This window comes from Baekduia sp. (genome assembly GCF_035996765.1).
Taxonomy (GTDB): domain Bacteria; phylum Actinomycetota; class Thermoleophilia; order Solirubrobacterales; family Solirubrobacteraceae; genus Baekduia.
Genome location: NZ_DASYJG010000075.1, coordinates 1 through 18482, shown reverse-complemented (window position 1 = coordinate 18482; position 18482 = coordinate 1). Strand labels below are relative to the sequence as shown.

Below are 18482 nucleotides of genomic sequence, written 5' to 3'. Positions count from 1 at the left end.
TGCCGGTACCCTGAGCGCAAGAGATGTCTGCCCGTCCGACCTCACGCGTGAAGCCCGCGACGCCCGATCAGGTGCCGTGCATGGAGCTGACCGAGGGCGAGGCGCGCTACCTGCTCGCGCTGCGCGATCTCAACTCGGCCGGTGCGCCGCCATCGCAGGCGGGGGTCGCACGCAAGGTCGGGGTCTCGCACCCCACGGCCCTGGAGATGATCCGCCGTCTCCGCGCGCTCGACCTCGTCGCGCCCGACGCGCTGACGCTGACCGCCAACGGCACCAGCGCCGCGCTCGTGCTGAGCTCCCGCCGCCACGCTGCCCGTGTCCTCGCCCACGAGGTCCTCGGGCTCGACGACGAGCAGGCCGACGCCGAGGCCGAGGCGCTGGCGACCAGCCTCTCACCAGTTCTCGCCCGGCGCCTCGTCGCCTGGCGCACGCGGCGCGACACCGAGTAGCACCTCGCCAGCCGACCGTGCGCTCGACGCGCCGCCGGTCTAGATGAGATCGATTCTTGCTTATACTGGCGCGCTCGTGCCCGCCCCGTTCGACCTTCCGTTCGTCCAGCGCGCCGTCGTCGAGATCGCGCTGCTCGCCGTCGGCTCGGGGATCCTGGGGACGTGGATCGTGCTACGCGGGCTGAGCTTCTACGCCCACGCCGTCGGCACGGCGGCCTTCCCGGGCTTGGTCCTCGCCGATGGCCTGGGCTTCTCGCCGCTGCTCGGGGCGCTGGCGACGGCGGGCATCGTGGCGATCGGTGTCGCCGCGATCGCCAACCGCGGTCGCGCGGAGTACGACTCGGCCACGGCGCTCGTATTGGTCGGCGCGCTCGCTGCGGGGGTGATCCTCGCCAGCGACGTCTTTCACTCGCAAGGCAGCGTGGAACGGCTGCTGTTCGGCAGCCTGCTGCTGATCGACCGCACCGACCAGCTCGTTGCCGCGGCCGTCGGCGTGGCCGTCGTGATCGTCAGCGCGGTGCTCGGCCGGCGCTGGCTGGCGGCGGGCTTTGATCGCGACAGCGCCCGCGCGTTGGGTGCGCGGTCGCCGCTGCCCGATCTGCTGCTGCTCGCGCTCGTGGCCGCCTCGGCGGTCGCCGCGCTGGATGCGATCGGCGCGTTGCTCTCCACCGCCCTGCTCGTCGTTCCCGCCGCGACGACCCGCCTGTTGATCGACCGGCTGCGCACCTGGCAGCTGGCGACGGTGGCGCTGGTGATGGTCGAGGGCATCATCGGGCTGTGGCTGTCGGTGCAGACCAACGCGCCGCCGGGTGCGACGATCGCCGTCGTCGGCGGTGCGGTGTTCGCGCTGGTCGCGCTTGGTCGCGCGGGCCGGACGCGCTTGATTGCGCGCGGAGTCACCGCATGAGCGACACGCCGCGGCTTACCGCTTGTGGTCCGGTCGCGCGCGAGGCGACCGCATGAGCGACGCGCCGCTGCTCGCGGCCGACGGCCTCGCCGCCGGCTATGGCGGCCCGCCCGTCCTGCGCGACGTCAGCTTCGGCGCGCACGCCGGCCAGCGCGTCGCGGTGCTCGGCCCCAACGGCGGCGGCAAGACGACGCTCTTTCGTGCGCTGCTCGGAGAGCTGCGCCCCTCGGCCGGCACGCTGACCCGCCCGCCGCGGCTCGGCGTCGTCCCCCAGACCGAGCGCTCGCGCCTGGACTTCCCGGTGAGCGCGCTGGACGTCGCGCTGATGGGCACGCTCTCGACGCTGCCGTGGTGGCGGCGGCCCGGCCGCGCCGACCGCCAGCGGGCGCGCGCCGCGCTGGCCGACGTCGGCCTCGTCGACCGCGCCGACCACACCTTCGGCGACCTCAGCGGCGGCCAGCGCCAGCGGGTCCTGGTCGCTCGTGCGCTCGTGCAGGACGCGCCGGTGCTGCTGCTCGACGAGCCCTACGTCGGCCTCGACACGCCGAGCGTCGCGCTGCTCGACGATCTCTTGGGAGGGCTCGCCGCGCAGGGACGCACGCTGCTCATCGCCACCCACGACGTCGACCAGGCGCGCGGCTGGGAGCGCGTGCTCTGCCTCAACCGCCGTCAGATCGCCTTCGGGGCACCGGCCGACGTCCTGACGCGGGAGACGCTCGAGGCGACCTACGGCGCCGAGATCGTCGAGCTGCCCGGCGAGCGCTGCGTGCTGCCGGCGCACCATCACGAGCACGGCCACGACCACGACGCCGCGTGATCCTCGCGACCGTCTGGCACAGCCTGATCGCACCCTGGGAGCAAGGGATCGACCGCCGCGCGCTGTTCGAGGTGATCCTGCTCGGGCTGACCGGTGGGACGCTCGGCTGCTGGATCATCTTCTACAACTTGAGCTACTCCACCGAGTCGCTCGCCCACGCGCTGCTGCCGGGCCTGGTGCTCGCGGCGCTGGCCGGGATCCCGATCATCCTGGGCGGCGCCGTGGGCTTGGCGGTCGCGGCGCTGGCGATCGCGGCAGCCGCCCGGACCCCGGCGGTCGGGCGCGACACGGCGGTCGCGGTGGTGGTCACGGGGCTGCTCGGGCTCGGGGCGCTGCTGGCGCTGTCGCCCGACACGCCGGCGGGTCTCGGAGAGCTGCTGTTCGGCGATGTGCTCGGGGTGAGCGATACGGATCTGGCGCTGGCGGGTGGATTGGCGGTCGCGGTGCTGGCCGCGCTGGCGCTGCTGCACGGCCGGCTGCTGCTCGTGGGCTTTGACCGTATTAACGCTGCGGCGTTGGGCGTGCGACCGGGCGTCGTGGACGTCGCGCTGCTGCTGCTGATCGCCGCGGCGCTGCTGGTCGCCGTGCAGGGGCTCGGCAACCTGCTCGTCGTCGCGGTGCTCGTCGGGCCGGCCGCGTGTGCTCGCGCGGTGACGCGACGCATGTCCACCATGATGGCCATCGCCGCGGGCGTCGCCGTCGCCGCGGGGTGTGGTGGGTTGTACTTGTCCTACTACGCCGAGACGGCGGCTGGGGCGTCGATTGCCGCGGTGATCGTGGGGGCTTATGTGGTGGCTCTGGGTGTTGGGGCGGCGGAGCGCCGGGTGCGGGCTGCGTAGGCCTGGGCTTTGGTGGCGCTCAGCGCAGACGCTTGTCGGAGTGCGCTGCGTGATCCGTTGGCATCGAGGGGAGTGAGCGGGGTTGGCCGTGCGCCGCGCCCGGGGTCGTCCGCGGGCGCCTGGGCGGCCGATCGAGGCCCGAGGTGCCGGCACCGTCGGGTCCGGGTCGTTCTGACCCCGATACGTGGGGCCAGAACGCCCCGGACCTCAAGCGCCTCGGCCGATGGCACTTCGGCGCGAGCCTCGTCTCGTCGACATCGATCGCACCGAGACGTTGCATCTCAACGTCTAGGTGCGATCGAGTGACGTTCGGTGCCGAATCGTCCGCCCGGGCGCCCGCGGACGACACCGGGCGTCGCGAAGCTCCGGCCTCGCTCACTCCTTCGATGCCGACGGACCACACAGCGCACCCGACCCAACGCTCCGAACTGAACGCCACCGACGCCCAGTCCCGACCCAGCGAACCCCTACCCCGCGCACTCCCCACACGCCCCGTGGAGCACCACATCATGCTCGGCCACCGTGAACGTCACCCGCCGCGCCAACCGCTGGATCGCGCGCTCCAACGCAGGATCCTCGAACGGGATCACCGTCCCACACGCATCGCAGACCATGTGATGGTGATGGCCTTCCTCGCGCGCTGCCTCAAAGCGCGCCAGCCCCTGGCCCACCTCAACCCGCGTCACCAACTTGAGCCCCTCAAGCTCCTCGAGGATGCGGTAGATCGACGCCCGCGCCACCGGCCGGGCGACACCGCCACCTCCGCGTAGCGCCTCCTCGATCTCGGCGGCCGACAGGGCGCAGTGCTGGGCGTCAAGCAGGCCGATCAGCGACGCCCGCGCGCCGCCGCGGCGGTAGCCGGCGTCCGCCAGCGCCTCGGTCGCGCGGACTGCCCAGCCTTCGGTGGCCGCGTGGTCATGGCCGTGCTTGGTGGGACCCATTCCCACCAAGGGTATCGACGGGCGCTCAGGTCGAACCCGACAGCCCGACGGTCGAGACGACCGTCGCGACCGCGAACACCGCGACCGTGATCCGCCGCAGCCGCTCCGGGGTCAGGAAGCTCCAGCCCCGCGTCTGCAGCCAGCTGCGCACTCCGCTGGCCCCCGCCATCGCCGTCATCGCACAGCCCGCGCACATGCGGCGGATCCTAGCCGCCGCATGTGCACGCCACCATGATGCTCGTGTTAGGTCGCGAGCTTGGCCGCGACCTGCGAGAGCGGCTCGGCCAGCGCGTTGACGAGCTGGCTCAGCTGGCGGCGCTGGGCCTTGTCGATCGTGTCGTAGGACGGGTACTGACCGTTCTGCTTGAGCTTGGCGAGCGCCGCGTTGACCGCGTCGAAGCGGCCGGCGATCGTCGTCGCCAGCTGCGCGTCGGTCTTGCGCAGCGCCGGGGCCAGCAGGCCGAACGCGGTCTCGGAGCCCTCGACGTTGGCCTCGAAGTCCGAGAGGTCGGTGTGCGAGTAGCGGTCCTCTTCGCCGGTGATCTTCGAGGCGGAGACCTCGTCGAGCAGGCCGTTGGCGCCGTTGGCGAGCTCCTCGGGTTGGTAGGTCAGACCCTTGGTCTTGGTCTGCAGGCGCTTGACGTCGACCAGCAGCTTGTCGGCGATCGGCTCCAGGCCCTTGGTGCTGTTCTTGACCCAGAGGCCCTGCTCGAGCTTGTGGAAGCCCGTCCAGGGCGTGCCCTTCTCGACGTCGTTGACCCGCGCGTCGATCTCAGGGTCGAGGTTGCCGAAGGACTCGGCGACGGGCTCGATCGTCTCGTACGGTGCGCGAGCACCGGCGAACTGCGCCTTGGCCGCAGCGACGTCACCGGACTTGATCGCGGCGACGAACTTCCCGGTGCGGTCGACGAGGACCACCGACTTGCTCTCGACGTAGCTGCGGTAGGACTCGGTGGCCGAGCCGAGCAGCGCGGCGGTCGCGCCGCCGGAGGTGACGGCCGTGCCGCCGACGTTCAGGACGCCCGTGGCCGCGGTCTTGCCACCGGGGCAGGAGATCGAGTATTGGCCGGGCTTCAAGTTGATGGTGAACGTGCCCGACAGTCCGGCGACCAAGTTCTCCTTCTCACCCAGGATGCGGGAGCCGGAAAGGACCTCGAACTCGCTGACGCGCCCGGTCCCGCCGTTGGTCACCTTGAACTCGGTGGGCCCGGCGTCGAGCTTGAGCGCAGCGGGCTCGCAGCCCGCGTCGGTCAGCTTGACCGCAACCTGCTTGGCGCCAGCAGCGCCGGAGCTCTTGTTGTCGTCCGAGCCACACGCAACCAGCAACAGGGCTGCTGAGGTGACGACAACGGCCGCGACGGCGGCGTTCTTCATGCTTTGCTCCTTGGAGGGCTTCTTGCGTGCCGGCATCAAGATGTAGATGACGGCGGGAATCGCGTAGACGAGATAGCCGATGACCTCGATGGTCGTCGGGGTGGGCTGGAGGCCGAGCATGCCCGTGAGCAGCGCGGCGGTCCATGTGCCCGGAACGACCAGCCAGGTGAGGTCCAACGCCTGGCCCTGGCCGAAGTTGACCCAGCCCGCTTCATGGGCGGTGTGCAGCGTGCTGGCGACCAGCCCGGCGGCGACGAGCGCCAGCACAAGGCCGGTGAGGCGGAAGAACCGCTGGAGGTTGAGCTTGACGCCACCGCGGTAGATGGCGAAGCCGATGACGATCGCCGCGAGGATGCCGAGGATCGCGCCGATGCCGGCCGACCCGGGGTTCTCGGAGTTCTGGAAGACGGCAAGCAGGAAGACCGCGGTCTCCAGGCCCTCCCGGAAGACCGCGAAGAAGGCCATGCCGACGAGGGCCTTGACCGAGCCTTCCTTCAGCGCGCTGGCCGTGCTCTCACGCAGGTGTCCGGCGAGGCCGGCGGCATGCCGGCGCATCCAGACCACCATGAACGTGACGATGCTAACGGCGATCGCGCCGATGACCGTCTCCAGGCCCTCCTGCTCACGCTGTGGCAGCTCCTGGTCGATGATCTGCAGCAGGACGCCGACCGCCAGGCAGATCGCCGCAGCGGCCAGCACGCCCGCCCAGACCCAGCGCAGAGCGTCGGTGCGGCCCTCCTGGCGCAGGAAGGTGGCGATGATCGAGACGATGAGCGCGGCCTCGATCCCCTCGCGCAGGCCGATGACGAACGTCGGAAGCATGCGCGCATCTTAGGCGACCCTAAGCGCTCATGTCGGGTTCCCTAATTCGGGTTCCCTCATTCGGGCGCGGAGACGTGCTTCTCCTCGTCGCGAGATTCGCCCGACAGGCTGTCCTTGAACTCGCGCATCCCCTTGCCCAGCGACTTGCCGGCCTCCGGGAGCTTCTTGGGTCCGAGCACGACCAGCGCGATGACGAGGATGACGAGCATTTCGGGGAAGCCGATGGGCACGAGGCCCTCCTAGCGGTTGGGTTCAGGAGGGTCTGCGCGGCGGGCGAGCGATCGGATCAGCGATAGGTTCCGGCGATGTCCGAACCCACCCTGTCCCCCGTTCTCGACGCCTTCCGCCTGGACGGCAAGGTCGCCGTCGTCACCGGCGCCTCGTCGGGTCTCGGCGTCGCGTTTGCCCGCGCGCTGGCCGAGGCCGGCGCCGACGTCGCCCTCGGCGCGCGCCGCGTCGATCGTCTGCAGGAGACCAAGGCGCTCGTGGAGGCGACGGGCCGCCGGGCGATCACGGTCGCGACCGACGTCGCCAAGCCCGAGGACTGCACCGCGCTGATCGAGGCCGCAGTGCGCGAGCTGGGCCACGTCGACATCCTGGTCAACAACGCCGGCGTCGGCACCGCGGTCCCCGCGACACGTGAGGCGCCCGAGCAGTTTCGCTCGGTCATCGACATCAACCTCAACGGCGCCTACTGGATGGCCCAGGCCGCCGGCCGGGTGATGCAGGCCGGGAGCAGCATCATCAACATCTCCAGCGTGCTGGGGCTGACCACCGCCGGGCTCCCGCAGGCGGCCTACGCGGCGAGCAAGGCCGGCCTCAACGGGTTGACGCGCGACCTCGCCCAGCAGTGGACGGGCCGCAAGGGCATCCGCGTAAACGCGATAGCACCGGGCTTCTTTGCCTCCGAGATGACCGACCAGTACCCGCCGGAGTACCTGGAGATGATGAAGTTCCGGATCCCCGCCGGGCGCACGGGCGATCCACGCGAGCTGGCGGCGACCGTCGTCTTCCTCGCCGGACCGGGCGCCGGCTACATCACCGGGCAGGTGCTCCCGGTCGACGGCGGGATGACGATCACCTAAGCGGAAGGCACCCAGCCCGTCGGGAACGCGCCGGCGGGCACGAGGCCCGGCCGGTCGTCGAACCACTTGCGGGCGACCTGCTCGGCCGGACGGCCCTCGATGAGCGGCCGCAGGTCGCCGACCGTCAGCAGCACCGAGAGCGTCGCGCCGATCTGCAGGTCGGCCGCGTTGGGCGCCTCACCGGCCAGGATGCCCTCGGCGACGTAGGCGTCGATGCGGTCGAGCATGGCGGGCAGGGCCGCGAGGTCCTCGGCCAGCCGGACCGCGGTGATGTTGTGGTACTTCCACGCGCCGCGGACGAAGCGCATGGCGAAGTCGGTTCCGGCGGGGTCCAGCGCGCTGCCGCCGGCGACCATGGTCCCCATCGACTCGGGCCGGAAGTGAAGCGCGCCCCACGGCAGCCGGCGGCCGAGATCCTGCAGCACGTCGTCGCCCCACCGCTCGGCCGCAGGCACGGCGTCGCCGAGGTCAGACGGGTAGAGCGCCGGCTCGGGCACGAGCTGCTCGAGGCGCTCGAGGATCGCGATCGAGCCATGGACGGGCTCATCGTCGAACATCGCTCCCGGGACGGTGTGCCGGCCCTCACCGTAGAGCCGCTGCATCTCCTCGATGTGCGCCCCGGCCTTCAGCTCCACGCGCTCGTACTCCAGGCCCTTGACCTTCAGGGCGGCCTCGACCGTCGCGCACGGGTGTGACGGCGGCAGGAGGTGGACGGTGATGCGCGGCTGCTCGGACATCCGCGCATCTTATGCGTGCGGATCTAGAGCAGGGCAGGATCCGGATCGTGCAGCAGGAAGCCCGCCGCGTCGAGGATGCCGCGGGCGTCCAGACGCGAGAGCCGTGCGACGAGCTCGCCGTCGGCGCTCTCCCACGCGGCGACCGTCGCGGTCTCGTCCAGCGGCTTGAGCCCCGCCTCGGCAGGATCGTCCAGCGCCTGGCGAAACCAGGCGAGGTCGTCGGAGATGCGCCGCGGCCGGTCGCCCTCGGGGCTCCACGGATCCTCCTCCGCGCGACGCTCCGGAACACCGGGCGGACGGGTCAGGGCAACGCCCAACGCGCCCATCCAATCGGGCTGCGGCTGCACCAATTCCAGGATGGCCATGCAGACATGGTGCCCGATGCCACGAAATCCTGACCTGTGAAGGCGATCCGGCACGGGCGGAGTCGCCTTGCGATCACCCCGCGACGGCGCCGATGGCTTCCACGGCGAGCGCGTACTGACGCTCGGTGATGCGGATGTGGGACTGCTGGCTCATCGAGCGCGCAGCCACCCCGATCGCCTCGATCGGCGGTGCGTTCTCCAGGTGCGGCACGACGACCAGCGGCTCGATGCCCACCGCCCAGGGCCACCGGGCCGACCCGTTGTCCTGCGCCGGCTCGCTCGTGACCTCGACGATCCCGAAGACGCGCTTCCAGACCGAGGCGTAGAGGACGAGCCGATCGCCCTCGACCATCCGTGGGCGCCGGGGAAAGCCGGTCCGCGTCAGGCGCATGGGCGCCCGCTCGTCGACGAGCCACGCTTCCGACAGCGGCCCACGAGCGTGGCCGACGGCCTTGAGCCAGTACTGGGCGGGCGTGGCCGGCACCGGACGGCGCTAGGCGATGGTCTGCAGCTGCTTCGGCAGGCCGGTCAGGACCTCGCAGCCGTCGTCGGTGACGACGGCCAGGTCCTCGATCCGGACGCCGACCGCGCCGGGCACGTAGACGCCCGGCTCGACCGTCACGACCTGGCCGGTGGCCAGCGTCGAGTCCGAGCGCTGCGACAGGCGCGGGCCCTCGTGGACCTCGGCCCCGACGCCGTGGCCGAGGCCATGGCCGAAGTGCTCGCCGTGGCCGGCGGCGGTGATGATCTCGCGGGCGACAGCGTCGACCTCGCGCCCGCCGGCGCCGGCGCGCACCGCGGCCAGCGAGGTCTCCTGGGCGCGCAGCACCAACTCATAGATCTCGCGGTCGCGTGGATCCAGCTCGCCGGTCGCGTAGGTGCGCGTGCAGTCGGAGGCGTAGCCGTCGAGCTGGGCGCCCCAGTCGATGGTGACCAGCGTGCCGGCCGGGATCGCGACGTCCCGCGGGACCGCGTGCGGGAGCGCGCTGTGCTCACCGGAAGCGACGATCGGAGGAAACGACGCGGCCTCAGCGCCGGCCTTGCGCATCGTGACCTCGATGTCGAGGGCGACGTCGCGCTCGGTACGGCCGACCAGGCCGCGGCCCAGGACCTCGGTCAGCGCAGCGTCGGCAAGCTTGGCCGCGGCACGGATCTTGTCCAGCTCGCCGGCGTCCTTGACCGCGCGCAGCCGCTCGACGAGACCGCCGGCGGCGACGAGCTCGACATTGTTGGCCAGGCGGGCGGCCAGCGTGCCGTGGTCCTTGACCGACAGCGACGCGTCGTCGAAGCCGAGCCGGATCGTGCGGTCATCGCCCGCGCCGGCCAGGGCGGCGGCCGCCGCGGGCAGGATCTCGACGGCGATCTCGCGCCGCCAGCCGTCGTCGAGCTGCTCGGCCGCCTGGGTCAGGTAGCGGAAGTCGGTGAGGAAGAGGCGCTGGGGATGGGCGCGATCGGCGTAGACGAGCGCCAAGCCGTTGGAGCCAGTGAAGCCCGTCAGCCAGCGCACGTTGACGAGGTTGGTGACCAGCAGCGCGTGGAGGTCGCGCTTGGCGAGCAGGTCGCCGAGACGGTCGGCGCGTTGGGTGGGCGTGCTCACAGGTCCAGCTCCTCCTTCAGGCGGATCAGCGCGGTGCGGTAACCGTCGACGCCCTCGCCTTTGACGGTCGCGACGCAGAGGTCGCGGATGACGGAGACGCGACGAAACTCCTCGCGCGCGTCGACGTCGGAGAGGTGGACCTCGACGGCGGGCAGCGCGGCGATCTCCAGCGCGTCACGGATCGCCCACGAGTAGTGCGTCCAGGCGCCCGGGTTGATGATGATCCCGTCGGCCAGCCCCTCGACGCGGTGCAGATGCCCGACGAGCTCGCCCTCGTGGTTGGTCTGGAAGAAGCGCGGCTCCAGTTCGAGCTCGTGCGCAAAAGCGCCGATCTGCTGCTCGAGCTGATCGAAGGTCAGCGAGCCGTAGTGCGAGACCGGCCGGCGCCCGAGCATGTCCAGGTTGACGCCGTGCAGGATGTCCACGCGGTTGCGCGAGTTCACGAGGCGACTGCTCGCATGACGCTGGATCCGTTCGCGGCCCAGTTTTGGGTCGTCATGCGACCAACTCTCGCACGGCCAGCGCCACGTCGTCGTCGGCGACATCTTGTCCATGGACAACGTCACCGGCTTCGCGGACGAGCACGAACGGCGTGCGCGCGGTCGTCGTGCGCTTCTTGTCCAGCCGGGTCGCGGCGACGATCGCCTCGGGGTCGACGTCGTGGCCCTCCAGGCGCGTCGGCAGGCCGGCGTCGGCCAGCAGCGTCTCGACCTGGCCGCGCAGGTCCGACAGCCCGCTGAGGCGCAGCGCGGCGAGCAGACCGAGGCCGACGGCCTCGCCGTGGCGCAGCGTGCCGTAGCCGAGCGAGACCTCCAGCGCGTGGCCGACGGTGTGGCCGAGGTTGAGGACCTGCCGGCGGCCGCCGTCGCGCTCGTCGGCGGCGACGACCGCAAGCTTGGTGCGCGCGCAGGCGAGGATGACGTCGTCGTCGACCGCACCGCCGGCGGCGATCGTCTCCCACAGCGGCCCGCCGGCGATCAGCGCGGTCTTGACGACCTCGGCATAGCCGGCGGCGTGCTCCTCGAGCGGGAGCGTGGCCAAGGTGGTGGTGTCGGCCAGCACCGCGGCCGGCTGGTGGTAGGCGCCGACGTAGTTCTTGGCCTCGGGCAGGTCGACGCCGGTCTTGCCGCCGTAGGCCGAGTCGACCTGCGAGACGATCGTCGTCGGCGCCTGCACGATCGGGATGCCGCGCTGGAAGGTCGCCGCGCAGAAGCCCGCAAGGTCCCCCACCACGCCGCCCCCCAGTGCGATCAGGTGATCTGCGCGGGTCACGCCCTGGGCGACCAGCGCGTGCCAGACGCGCTCGGCCGTCGCCAGCGTCTTGTGCCCCTCGCCGGGCGGGATCTCGACCAGGCCAGACAGCGACGCGCTCAGCGACGCGCCGAGGTGATGCTCGGCGACCGCACTGTCGGTCACGCAGAAGCTCCGGCCCTCCAGACCGGGAAGCGCGCCCGCCAGCGCCAGCACGCCGCGCCCGACGAAGACCGGGTACTCGCCCGAGGCGGCCGAGGCCCAGACCAGCCGCGTCCCCTCAGCCGCGTCGGCCAGCGTGCGCAGCGCACCGTCGGCGCGCACGATCACGCCCGTGTCGCCCTGGGGCAGGTGCGCGCCGGCCAGCGACTCGTAGAGCGCCTGGCGCTCGGCGTGCAGCGCGGCGAACGCGTCGCGATCGCGGGCCAGCGGGCGGTCACGACCCGCCGCACGTGACCAGGCGACATCGAGCGGCACGTCGAGCAGCACGGTCGTGTGGCCGGCCAGCGCCGCCTGCACGCGAGGGGCGAGCACCGAGCCGCCGCCGAGCGAGACGACGGCGTCCTCGCCTTGGGCGCCGTCGAGCACGCCGAGCACGACCTCCTCCTCGGCCGCACGGAACGCCGCCTCGCCTTCGCCGGCGAAGACCTCCGGGATCGTCTTGCCGAAGCGGGTGACCAGCAGCGCGTCCGTGTCGACGTGTCGCACGCCGCGCGCGTCGGCCAACTCACGGGCGAGGGTGGTCTTCCCCGCGCCCATGAAGCCGATGACGACGGTCAGCCGCGCCACGCGATCCGTTCGACGTATCGGTCGACGGCGTCGCGCACATCGTCGATGTGATCGCCGCCGAACTTGCGCCGGTAGGCGTCGGCCATCACGTAGGCCAACATCGCCTCGCCGACGACGCCGGCCGCGGGAACGACGCAGGAGTCGGTGCGCTCACGCAGCGCCTGGGCCGGCTCATGCGACGCGATGTCCACCGACCGCAGCGGCTTGGTCAACGTCGGGATGGGCTTCATGGCGACACGGGCCACGAGCGGCAGGCCGGTCGTCATGCCGCCCTCCAGCCCGCCCGCGTGGTTGGTCTCGCGGAAGTACCCGCGTTCCTCAGACCAGAAGATCTCGTCGTGGGACTGCGAGCCGGGCGCGCCGGGCAGGTCGAAGCCATCGCCGAACGCGACGCCCTTGGCCGCCTGGATCGAGCACAGCGCACCGCCGATGCGGCCGTCCAACCGCTCCTCCCAGGAGACGTGCGAGCCGAGACCCGGCACCAAGCCGAACGCCACGACCTCGAAGACGCCGCCGATCGACTCATTGGCCTTGCGCTGCACGTTGATGTGGCTGACCATCGCGCGGCTCGCCTCGGGGTCCAGGCAGCGGACCTTGTCCTCGTCGACGCCCTCGAAGTCCTGCACCGTCACCGGCGTCGCCCGCGGTGCCACGTGCACATCGCCGATCTGCACGACGTGGCTGCGGATCTGCACGCCGACCGCCGCCAGGAACGCCTTGCAGAGCGCACCGCCGGCCACGCGGGCCGCGGTCTCGCGCGCACTGGCGCGCTCCAGCACGTTGCGCACGTCGCTGAAGCGGTACTTCTGCACGCCAACGAGGTCGGCGTGGCCCGGGCGCGGCAGATGCACCTCGGGGATCTCGGCCTCGACCGGCCACGGGTTCATCCGCTCTTCCCAGTTCGCGTAATCGCGATTGGGAACCTGCAGGGCGATCGGACCGCCGAGCGTGCGGCCGTGCCGGACGCCGGCCGTGACGTTGGCGTGGTCCTTCTCGATCTTCATCCGCCCGCCACGACCGTGGCCCAGCTGGCGCCGGGCCATGTCGCGGTCGACCAACTCCTGGTCGAGCTCCAATCCCGCGGGCAGGCCCTCGACGATGGTCGTCAGGCCCGGCCCGTGGGACTCCCCTGCGGTGATCAAGTTCAGCGCCATGCGGCGCTGAAGTCTATGAGGCGGCCGCCGGCCGCTGCTGAGCGCCTACGGGCTCGGGACGGTCAGGACCGTCGAGGTCTGCTGCACGGCGGCGCCGTCGGCCGTACCGGCGACCGTCGACGGCACGTTGGCGACGTCGGGCGTCGTGGCCGGGTCCTTCTGGACCAGGAGGCCCAGACCCTTGGAGAAGTCCCAGCTGCCCAGCACGGCCGGGTCGTCGGCCACAAGCTGGCGCAGGGCTTCGCGACCGGCCTTGGACTCACGTGCGTGGGCCTTGGCCGCGCTCGCCTTGGTCGCCGCCTTGTACTTCTTGATGGACTTGAGGTCGAGCTGGTACTGGACCACGCCGGCGGTGCCGGACTGCAGGTCAAAGAACTCCGTGTCGCCGGCGCGCAGCACGATCTGCTGGCAGTCGTCGCGCGTCGGCTTGCAGCTGCCGTCGCCGTTGGGCACGGCGTCAGCGTTGATCAGGAAGATCGCGGACTTCTGGTCGTCGGCAAGGCCGAGGTAGACGAAGAACGGGTTGTCTGACGACGGCAGCGGCGTGAGGCGCGCGACGTTGTCATAGCTCTTCTGCGCGCCGACCTCGCCGAAGCTGAGCTTCACGCGGTAGGCGTCGACCGAGGAGGCCTCGGGCTTCTTCGGCGTCGTCGGCGTCGTGCTCGGCCCCGTGAACGGGTTCGTGTCACCCGTCGAGGTCGACGGCGTCGTCGCGCCGCCCTGCGCGGCCTGGTTGGTAGCGGGGGTCTTGACGACCAGGACCTTGACCGGCTTGGGCTGATGGTGCTGGACGAACGGATCGCGGACCTTGCCGGCGCGCTGGACCTTGCCGGCGGCCTGCTCTTCGAGGCTGACGACCTGCTCGCGAGCGACGTCGCGGTGATTGGCCAGGCCGTTGGGCGCCGTCACGGCCGCCACGTCGGTGGCCGGCGCGCCGGTGCTCGAGGAGCTCCCGCCGAGGACGATCGGCACCGCCACCAGGGCGGCGACGAGCGCGATGGCCACGGGCCACAGGCGCTTCTCGACGAGATCATGCAGGACGTTCTTGAGGAAGCTCATCGGTCACTCCCGATCAGGCTGGCGGTGGCCGTGGACGCGGTGCCCGTCGCTGGGGTGTCCGCCGTGGCGCCGGCGGTCAGACCCTCGTCGGCGGGCAAGAGGTAGGCGGTGACGGCGACGGTCGCGTCGACGTTGGGGAAGCCCTTGGGGCCGGCCTTGAGGCCGACGCCGTCGACCGTCAGCAGACGACCCTTCACGTTGATGCTCTTGCCCTGCACCGCCGTCAGGCCGTCGATGGCCTTCAGGAAGCGCTGCATGTGGAAGAACGAGCCGGTGAAGTCAAAGGAGAACGGCATCGTCGGGAAGCCCGCGGCGCCGACGACCGCGCCGGGCGGAAGCGCCGGCGTGACGGTGGCAGCGGGGGTCGAGCTCGTGGCCGACGTGTTGCCGTTGGCCGAGGCGACGGCCGCGGCGACGCCCGTGGGCGCGGCAGCGGTGGCGCCGGTGCTCGTCAGCTTGATCGCGCGGAAGTCGACGTGGTTGACCTTCGCGGTGTGCGACAGCTGGTAGACGAGCGACGGCATGTCGTCGTCGACCGGCACGGCCTTGCCCAGGCGGGCCACCGTCGCGTAGTCGCTGGAGTACTGCTTGCGCGCGGCATCGGCGCTGGCAGCGCTGGCTTGCGCGGTGTCGAGGCGCGTCTGCGCGGTGGACACCTGAGCCGCCACGTCGGACGCCTCCTTGCGCTTGGGGCTGATCGCGAGGAACCAGAACGCGCCCAGCAGGGCGACGAGTCCGACGACGATCAGGACGGTGCGATCACGAGCGGTCACTTGCTGGTCACTCCCGTAACGGACGAAGCCGGGGTGGTGGTCGAGGCGGTGGTGGCCGGAGCCGTGGTGCTGCCCGGGACCGGCGACGTCGCCGACGCCGTCGTGGTGCCGGCGGTCGTCGAGACCGCGGCCCCGTTGGGCTCGAAGAAGATGTCGACGTCGTAGATGGGGTACTTGGCGTGCCCGCCGCGGCAGTCGCCGGTGCCCGAGCCCGCATCGCTGACGGTCGTGCCGGTGCTGGCGGTCTCCTGACCCTTGGTCGAATCCTCCAGGCTCACGCGCTGGACGCCGTCGACGAGGCGCAGGCGCGCGATCAGCTTGGCGACCGACGCCTGGCTGGTGGTGCAGCCCTGCATCTGGATGGCCGGGACGTCGAGCGACGAGCGCAACGAGCCGGCGCCGCCGCCGACGCTGACCGATGACGAGGTCGTCGCGGTCAGCGAGGTCAGCCAGGCGTTCTCGGGCAGGACCCGCGAGACCTCGCGCAGGGCGTGCGCCCAGTCAAAGCGGCTGGCGGCCAGCTGGGAGACGGTCTCGACGCGCTTGGCGCGGATCGAGGCGAACCTGGTGTAGCTGGTCAGCGCGGCCGACTTGGCCTCGGCCGCCGTGGCCTGCTGGCTGATGTCGGCCAGCTTGGCCTTCTTGTCGGTCACCGACTTGCCGGCGACGACGTAGGAAGCGGCGAGCACGACCACGAGGGCGAGCGCCCCCAGCAGGATGTACGCGCCACCGCCGGACTTGCCCGCGGCGCCGCCGGCGCCGCGCTGCTGGTCGGACGGGATGAGGTTGACAGCCCTCATGCGTGCGGGGCCTCCTCGACGGCCAAGCCGGCCGCGATCGTGAGCAGGTGGGGATCCAGGTCGTCGGGCGTGCCGTCGACCATCCCGGAGGTGACCGGCAGGCCGAGCTCGGCCGCCAGGGCGTCGTCGAAGCCGGGCACGGTGGCCGCGGCGCCGGTGAGCACGGCGCGCTGGACGCGCAGGCTCATGCCCTCCTGGGCGTGGTGGAAGTCCAGTGAGTTGCGCACCTCGCCGCCGATGCGGCGGACGCCGTCGAGCAGGACGGTGCGCGCCTCTTCGGCGATCTCGTCCTGGTCGTCGGACTCGATCTCGATCAGCGGGGTGACCAGGCCGACGTGGCGCAGCCAGCCGCGTGCGTGCTCGAGCGTGAGCGCCTTGCGCTCGGCGAGCTCGACGGCGATGGCCTCGAGGCCGCCGCCGACGACGCGGGTGAAGAGGCAGGTGGTGCCCTCGGCGACCGCCAGGTTGGTGAGGCCGCCGACCGAGAGGTACAGGACCGGCTCGGTCGCCTCGCCGTCGGGCACCTTGCGGTACAGCGCGCGGATCATGGCGAAGGCGGAGAGGTCGATGCCCTCGGGCTTCAGGCCGGCCAACTTGCAGGCCGCCATGACGCGGTCGACCATGTCGCGGCGGGCCGCGACGATCAGGACGCGCTGGCGCGGGCCGTTCTCGGTCTCGACGATGTCGAGCGGCTGGAAGTCCAGCACCGCTGAGTCCAGCGGCATGGGGATCTGGTCCTGGGCCTGGAAGCGGACAGCCGCCTCAAGCTCCTTGCGATCCTCCAGCGGAGGAAGCTCCAGGACGCGGACGACGATCTTCTGGTTCGCGATGCCGATGCGAACCTTCTTGTCGAGGCCCTTGTTTTCCCGGTACAGGAGGCGCAGGGCGTCGGCAAGTGCGTCGACGTCGTTCACCTCGCCGTCGCGGACGATGCCGGTTTCCAGCGGGACGAGCGCCGCGGTCTTGACCGATACGTGACCGTTGACGGTCACGGATGCGGCGTGGACGGCGGAAGGCTCGATCTCGAGTCCGACGATGGTGGTTGCGCGCTTGGCCATGTTCAGAGCAGTGGGTCGGCGGGGATCGGCGGTGCCTGAAGGAACCGCCCCGACACCCTCGGTTGTTCGTCCAAGAACGGAAGCTCTTGAGCGCCGAAGGTGATCTCGCGTCCGCTCAGAAGCGGTCCGTGTAGCTGTTGACGATCGCGTCGCCCACGAAGAAGGCGACGAGCGCCCCGATGGCCAGGAACGGGCCGAACGGGACTTTGGTGCGACGGCCGTCGGAGATGCCCTTCATGGCGATGATCGCGGCGCCGACGACGACGCCGAGGATCAGGGCGATGAAGATCGCGGGCGCGACGGCGCGCCCGAGGTACAGCCCGAGGACCGCGACGAGCTTGACGTCGCCCATCCCCATGCCCTTCTGGTGGATCAGGGTGGGCAGCAAGAAGAAGATGAGCGCTCCGGCGCCGGCCGCCAGCTGCTCGGGCAGGTAGGACGGCTCGAGCACGGCGCCCAGGGCGATGGCGAGCACGGCCGCGGGCGCGGTCAGCTTGTTGGGGATGATCTTGAGGTCGAGGTCGATGACCGCGATCGGCACCAGGAACGTGACGAGCACGAGCCCCAGCACCATCTGCAGCACGTCGTCGGACTTCAAGGCGACGACCAGGACGTAGAGCGCCGCGGTCACGGCCTCGACGACCGGATAGCGGGCGGAGATGCTCTCCCCGCAGCCCCGGCAGCGGCCGCGCAGCACCAGCCACGAGAAGACCGGGATGTTGTCGTAGGCCTTGAGCTGCGTCTCGCAGCCCGGGCACTTCGAGCGTGGCTTGATGAGCGACTCGCCGCGTGGCAGGCGCCAGGCGACGACGTTCAGGAACGAGCCGATGAGGAGGCCGAAGAGTGCGGCCGGTGCGAGCGCGGGAGCCATCGAACACGATGATCGGCAGAAGCCCCCGCGCTCTTGACGCCGGGTGTCTACCAGGTGCCGCCGATGCAGCCGCCGCCCGCGCAGGTGCGGGCCAGACCGGTGGCGGTGCGGGCGACCGAGAACGTGCCGCCGGACTTCGACGTTGCGGTGACCGTGTAGGTCGACGCCGTCACGCCGGACACCGCGACGTTGGCAAAGCCGCCGGCGCTGAGGACCGCCGTCGTGGCGCAGCCCGTGTAGTCCATGGCGTCGACGTAGCAGGTCTCGACCTGCGTGACGGCGTTGCGCGCATCGGACTTCGCGGCGCTGTTCTGCGCCTTCTGCTGCTGGCTGAGCAAACTCGGCAAGGCGATTGCGGCGAGAATGCCGATGATCAGGATGACGACGAGCAGCTCGATGAGCGTAAAGCCCTCTTCGTCGCGCATGATTGCGTGCACGGTCCCCTCCTCTGGGGCTGACCTTTGTGGATGTTCGGCGTGGTCCGACGACGTCCAGGTCAGGTTGCAGCAAGTCCCGGAAGGTGAGCGGTCCACGGCTTCCTTCGGCCCTCGCCGGCCGGCCCCTGAGGCAGGAGAGCCCGCGATGGACCGATGTCCGGCCCTGAGCGGTTACCAGGTGCTGCCGGTGCAGCCGGTGCAGCTACGCGTCACTCGGCCCGTGGTCGGGTCCTTGGTGATCGTGAACGTGTTGCTGGACTTCGACGTCGCCGTGACGGCGTAGCCCGAGCTGGTCACCGAAGAGACCGTGACGCCCGGCAGGCCGGCCGACGAGAGCACGGCCGTGGTGGCGCAGCT

23 protein-coding genes are annotated in these 18482 nt (G+C 71.2%); 5 read left to right on the top strand and 18 right to left on the bottom strand.

The features are described from left to right. Nucleotides 1-23 precede the first annotated feature (23 nt). From VGO10_RS16660 to VGO10_RS16645, 4 genes are all read left to right on the top strand, one after another. Nucleotides 24-449, top strand: coding sequence for a hypothetical protein (locus VGO10_RS16660; RefSeq protein ID WP_327470393.1), 426 nt, complete (start codon nt 24-26; stop codon nt 447-449). Between the two features lie 76 nt (nt 450-525). Then, nucleotides 526-1356: a metal ABC transporter permease gene (locus tag VGO10_RS16655; protein WP_327470391.1), complete on the top strand. Its 831-nt coding sequence runs from the start codon at nt 526-528 to the stop codon at nt 1354-1356. Between the two features lie 52 nt (nt 1357-1408). Beyond that, nucleotides 1409-2173 carry a metal ABC transporter ATP-binding protein gene (locus tag VGO10_RS16650; RefSeq protein WP_327470389.1) on the top strand — a complete coding sequence of 255 codons (765 nt, stop codon included), beginning with the start codon at nt 1409-1411 and terminating at the stop codon, nt 2171-2173. Continuing rightward, the gene (locus VGO10_RS16645; protein ID WP_327470387.1) at nt 2170-3012 is read left to right on the top strand and encodes a metal ABC transporter permease; all 843 of its coding nucleotides are present in this window, start codon (nt 2170-2172) and stop codon (nt 3010-3012) included. Before VGO10_RS16650 ends, VGO10_RS16645 begins: the two co-directional genes overlap by 4 nt. Nucleotides 3013-3479: 467 nt before the next feature. Here VGO10_RS16645 and VGO10_RS16640 read toward each other — a convergent pair whose 3' ends face one another. Genes VGO10_RS16640 through VGO10_RS16625 form a run of 4 tightly spaced genes read right to left on the bottom strand, consistent with a single transcriptional unit; the run spans nt 3480 to nt 6379 of the window. Beyond that, complete coding sequence (locus VGO10_RS16640; protein ID WP_327470385.1) at nt 3480-3953, bottom strand: Fur family transcriptional regulator; 474 nt, start codon at nt 3951-3953, stop codon at nt 3480-3482. 25 nt (nt 3954-3978) lie between these two features. After that, complete coding sequence (locus VGO10_RS16635; protein WP_327470384.1) at nt 3979-4149, bottom strand: hypothetical protein; 171 nt, start codon at nt 4147-4149, stop codon at nt 3979-3981. Nucleotides 4150-4196: 47 nt separating this feature from the next. Beyond that, nucleotides 4197-6149: an iron uptake system protein EfeO gene (gene efeO, locus VGO10_RS16630; RefSeq protein ID WP_327470382.1), complete on the bottom strand. Its 1953-nt coding sequence runs from the start codon at nt 6147-6149 to the stop codon at nt 4197-4199. A gap of 56 nt (nt 6150-6205) precedes the next feature. Further along, entirely contained in the window at nt 6206-6379 is a 174-nt protein-coding gene (locus VGO10_RS16625; RefSeq protein ID WP_327470380.1) for a twin-arginine translocase TatA/TatE family subunit, read from the bottom strand. Nucleotides 6380-6454: 75 nt separating this feature from the next. Between VGO10_RS16625 and VGO10_RS16620 the strand changes: the two genes are divergently transcribed. Beyond that, nucleotides 6455-7234 (top strand): SDR family NAD(P)-dependent oxidoreductase, encoded by a 780-nt coding sequence (locus VGO10_RS16620; RefSeq protein WP_327470378.1) that lies wholly within the window; start codon nt 6455-6457, stop codon nt 7232-7234. Here VGO10_RS16620 and VGO10_RS16615 read toward each other — a convergent pair. From VGO10_RS16615 to VGO10_RS16550, 14 genes are all read right to left on the bottom strand, one after another. Continuing rightward, the gene (locus VGO10_RS16615) at nt 7231-7971 is read right to left on the bottom strand and encodes a glutathione S-transferase N-terminal domain-containing protein (RefSeq protein WP_327470376.1); all 741 of its coding nucleotides are present in this window, start codon (nt 7969-7971) and stop codon (nt 7231-7233) included. The genes VGO10_RS16620 and VGO10_RS16615 overlap by 4 nt on opposite strands. A gap of 23 nt (nt 7972-7994) precedes the next feature. Beyond that, the gene (locus tag VGO10_RS16610) at nt 7995-8336 is read right to left on the bottom strand and encodes a hypothetical protein (protein WP_327470375.1); all 342 of its coding nucleotides are present in this window, start codon (nt 8334-8336) and stop codon (nt 7995-7997) included. Between the two features lie 73 nt (nt 8337-8409). After that, nucleotides 8410-8820 (bottom strand): hypothetical protein, encoded by a 411-nt coding sequence (locus tag VGO10_RS16605; protein ID WP_327470373.1) that lies wholly within the window; start codon nt 8818-8820, stop codon nt 8410-8412. 9 nt (nt 8821-8829) lie between these two features. Then, complete coding sequence (locus VGO10_RS16600) at nt 8830-9933, bottom strand: Xaa-Pro peptidase family protein (protein WP_327470371.1); 1104 nt, start codon at nt 9931-9933, stop codon at nt 8830-8832. Continuing rightward, nucleotides 9930-10376 carry a type II 3-dehydroquinate dehydratase gene (locus VGO10_RS16595; protein WP_327470369.1) on the bottom strand — a complete coding sequence of 149 codons (447 nt, stop codon included), beginning with the start codon at nt 10374-10376 and terminating at the stop codon, nt 9930-9932. Before VGO10_RS16595 ends, VGO10_RS16600 begins: the two co-directional genes overlap by 4 nt. A gap of 52 nt (nt 10377-10428) precedes the next feature. Continuing rightward, the gene (locus tag VGO10_RS16590; protein ID WP_327470367.1) at nt 10429-11973 is read right to left on the bottom strand and encodes a bifunctional shikimate kinase/3-dehydroquinate synthase; all 1545 of its coding nucleotides are present in this window, start codon (nt 11971-11973) and stop codon (nt 10429-10431) included. Then, the gene (gene aroC, locus VGO10_RS16585) at nt 11961-13127 is read right to left on the bottom strand and encodes a chorismate synthase (RefSeq protein ID WP_327470365.1); all 1167 of its coding nucleotides are present in this window, start codon (nt 13125-13127) and stop codon (nt 11961-11963) included. Before aroC ends, VGO10_RS16590 begins: the two co-directional genes overlap by 13 nt. Nucleotides 13128-13172: 45 nt before the next feature. Continuing rightward, complete coding sequence (locus VGO10_RS16580) at nt 13173-14186, bottom strand: hypothetical protein (RefSeq protein ID WP_327470363.1); 1014 nt, start codon at nt 14184-14186, stop codon at nt 13173-13175. Continuing rightward, the gene (gene pilO, locus VGO10_RS16575; protein ID WP_327470361.1) at nt 14183-14959 is read right to left on the bottom strand and encodes a type 4a pilus biogenesis protein PilO; all 777 of its coding nucleotides are present in this window, start codon (nt 14957-14959) and stop codon (nt 14183-14185) included. Before pilO ends, VGO10_RS16580 begins: the two co-directional genes overlap by 4 nt. Beyond that, nucleotides 14956-15759 carry a PilN domain-containing protein gene (locus VGO10_RS16570; RefSeq protein ID WP_327470358.1) on the bottom strand — a complete coding sequence of 268 codons (804 nt, stop codon included), beginning with the start codon at nt 15757-15759 and terminating at the stop codon, nt 14956-14958. Before VGO10_RS16570 ends, pilO begins: the two co-directional genes overlap by 4 nt. After that, nucleotides 15756-16817, bottom strand: coding sequence for a type IV pilus assembly protein PilM (pilM, locus tag VGO10_RS16565; protein ID WP_327470356.1), 1062 nt, complete (start codon nt 16815-16817; stop codon nt 15756-15758). The genes VGO10_RS16570 and pilM overlap by 4 nt, the downstream gene beginning before the upstream one ends. A 115-nt stretch (nt 16818-16932) precedes the next feature. After that, a complete protein-coding gene (locus VGO10_RS16560) occupies nt 16933-17688 on the bottom strand; it encodes a prepilin peptidase (protein ID WP_327470354.1) in 756 nt (251 codons plus the stop codon). Between the two features lie 47 nt (nt 17689-17735). Beyond that, a complete protein-coding gene (locus VGO10_RS16555) occupies nt 17736-18113 on the bottom strand; it encodes a type IV pilin protein (protein WP_327470352.1) in 378 nt (125 codons plus the stop codon). A 183-nt stretch (nt 18114-18296) separates the two neighbouring features. Beyond that, nucleotides 18297-18482, bottom strand: a 186-nt coding sequence (locus VGO10_RS16550) for a hypothetical protein (protein ID WP_327470350.1), incomplete at its 5' end; no start/stop codon positions are given.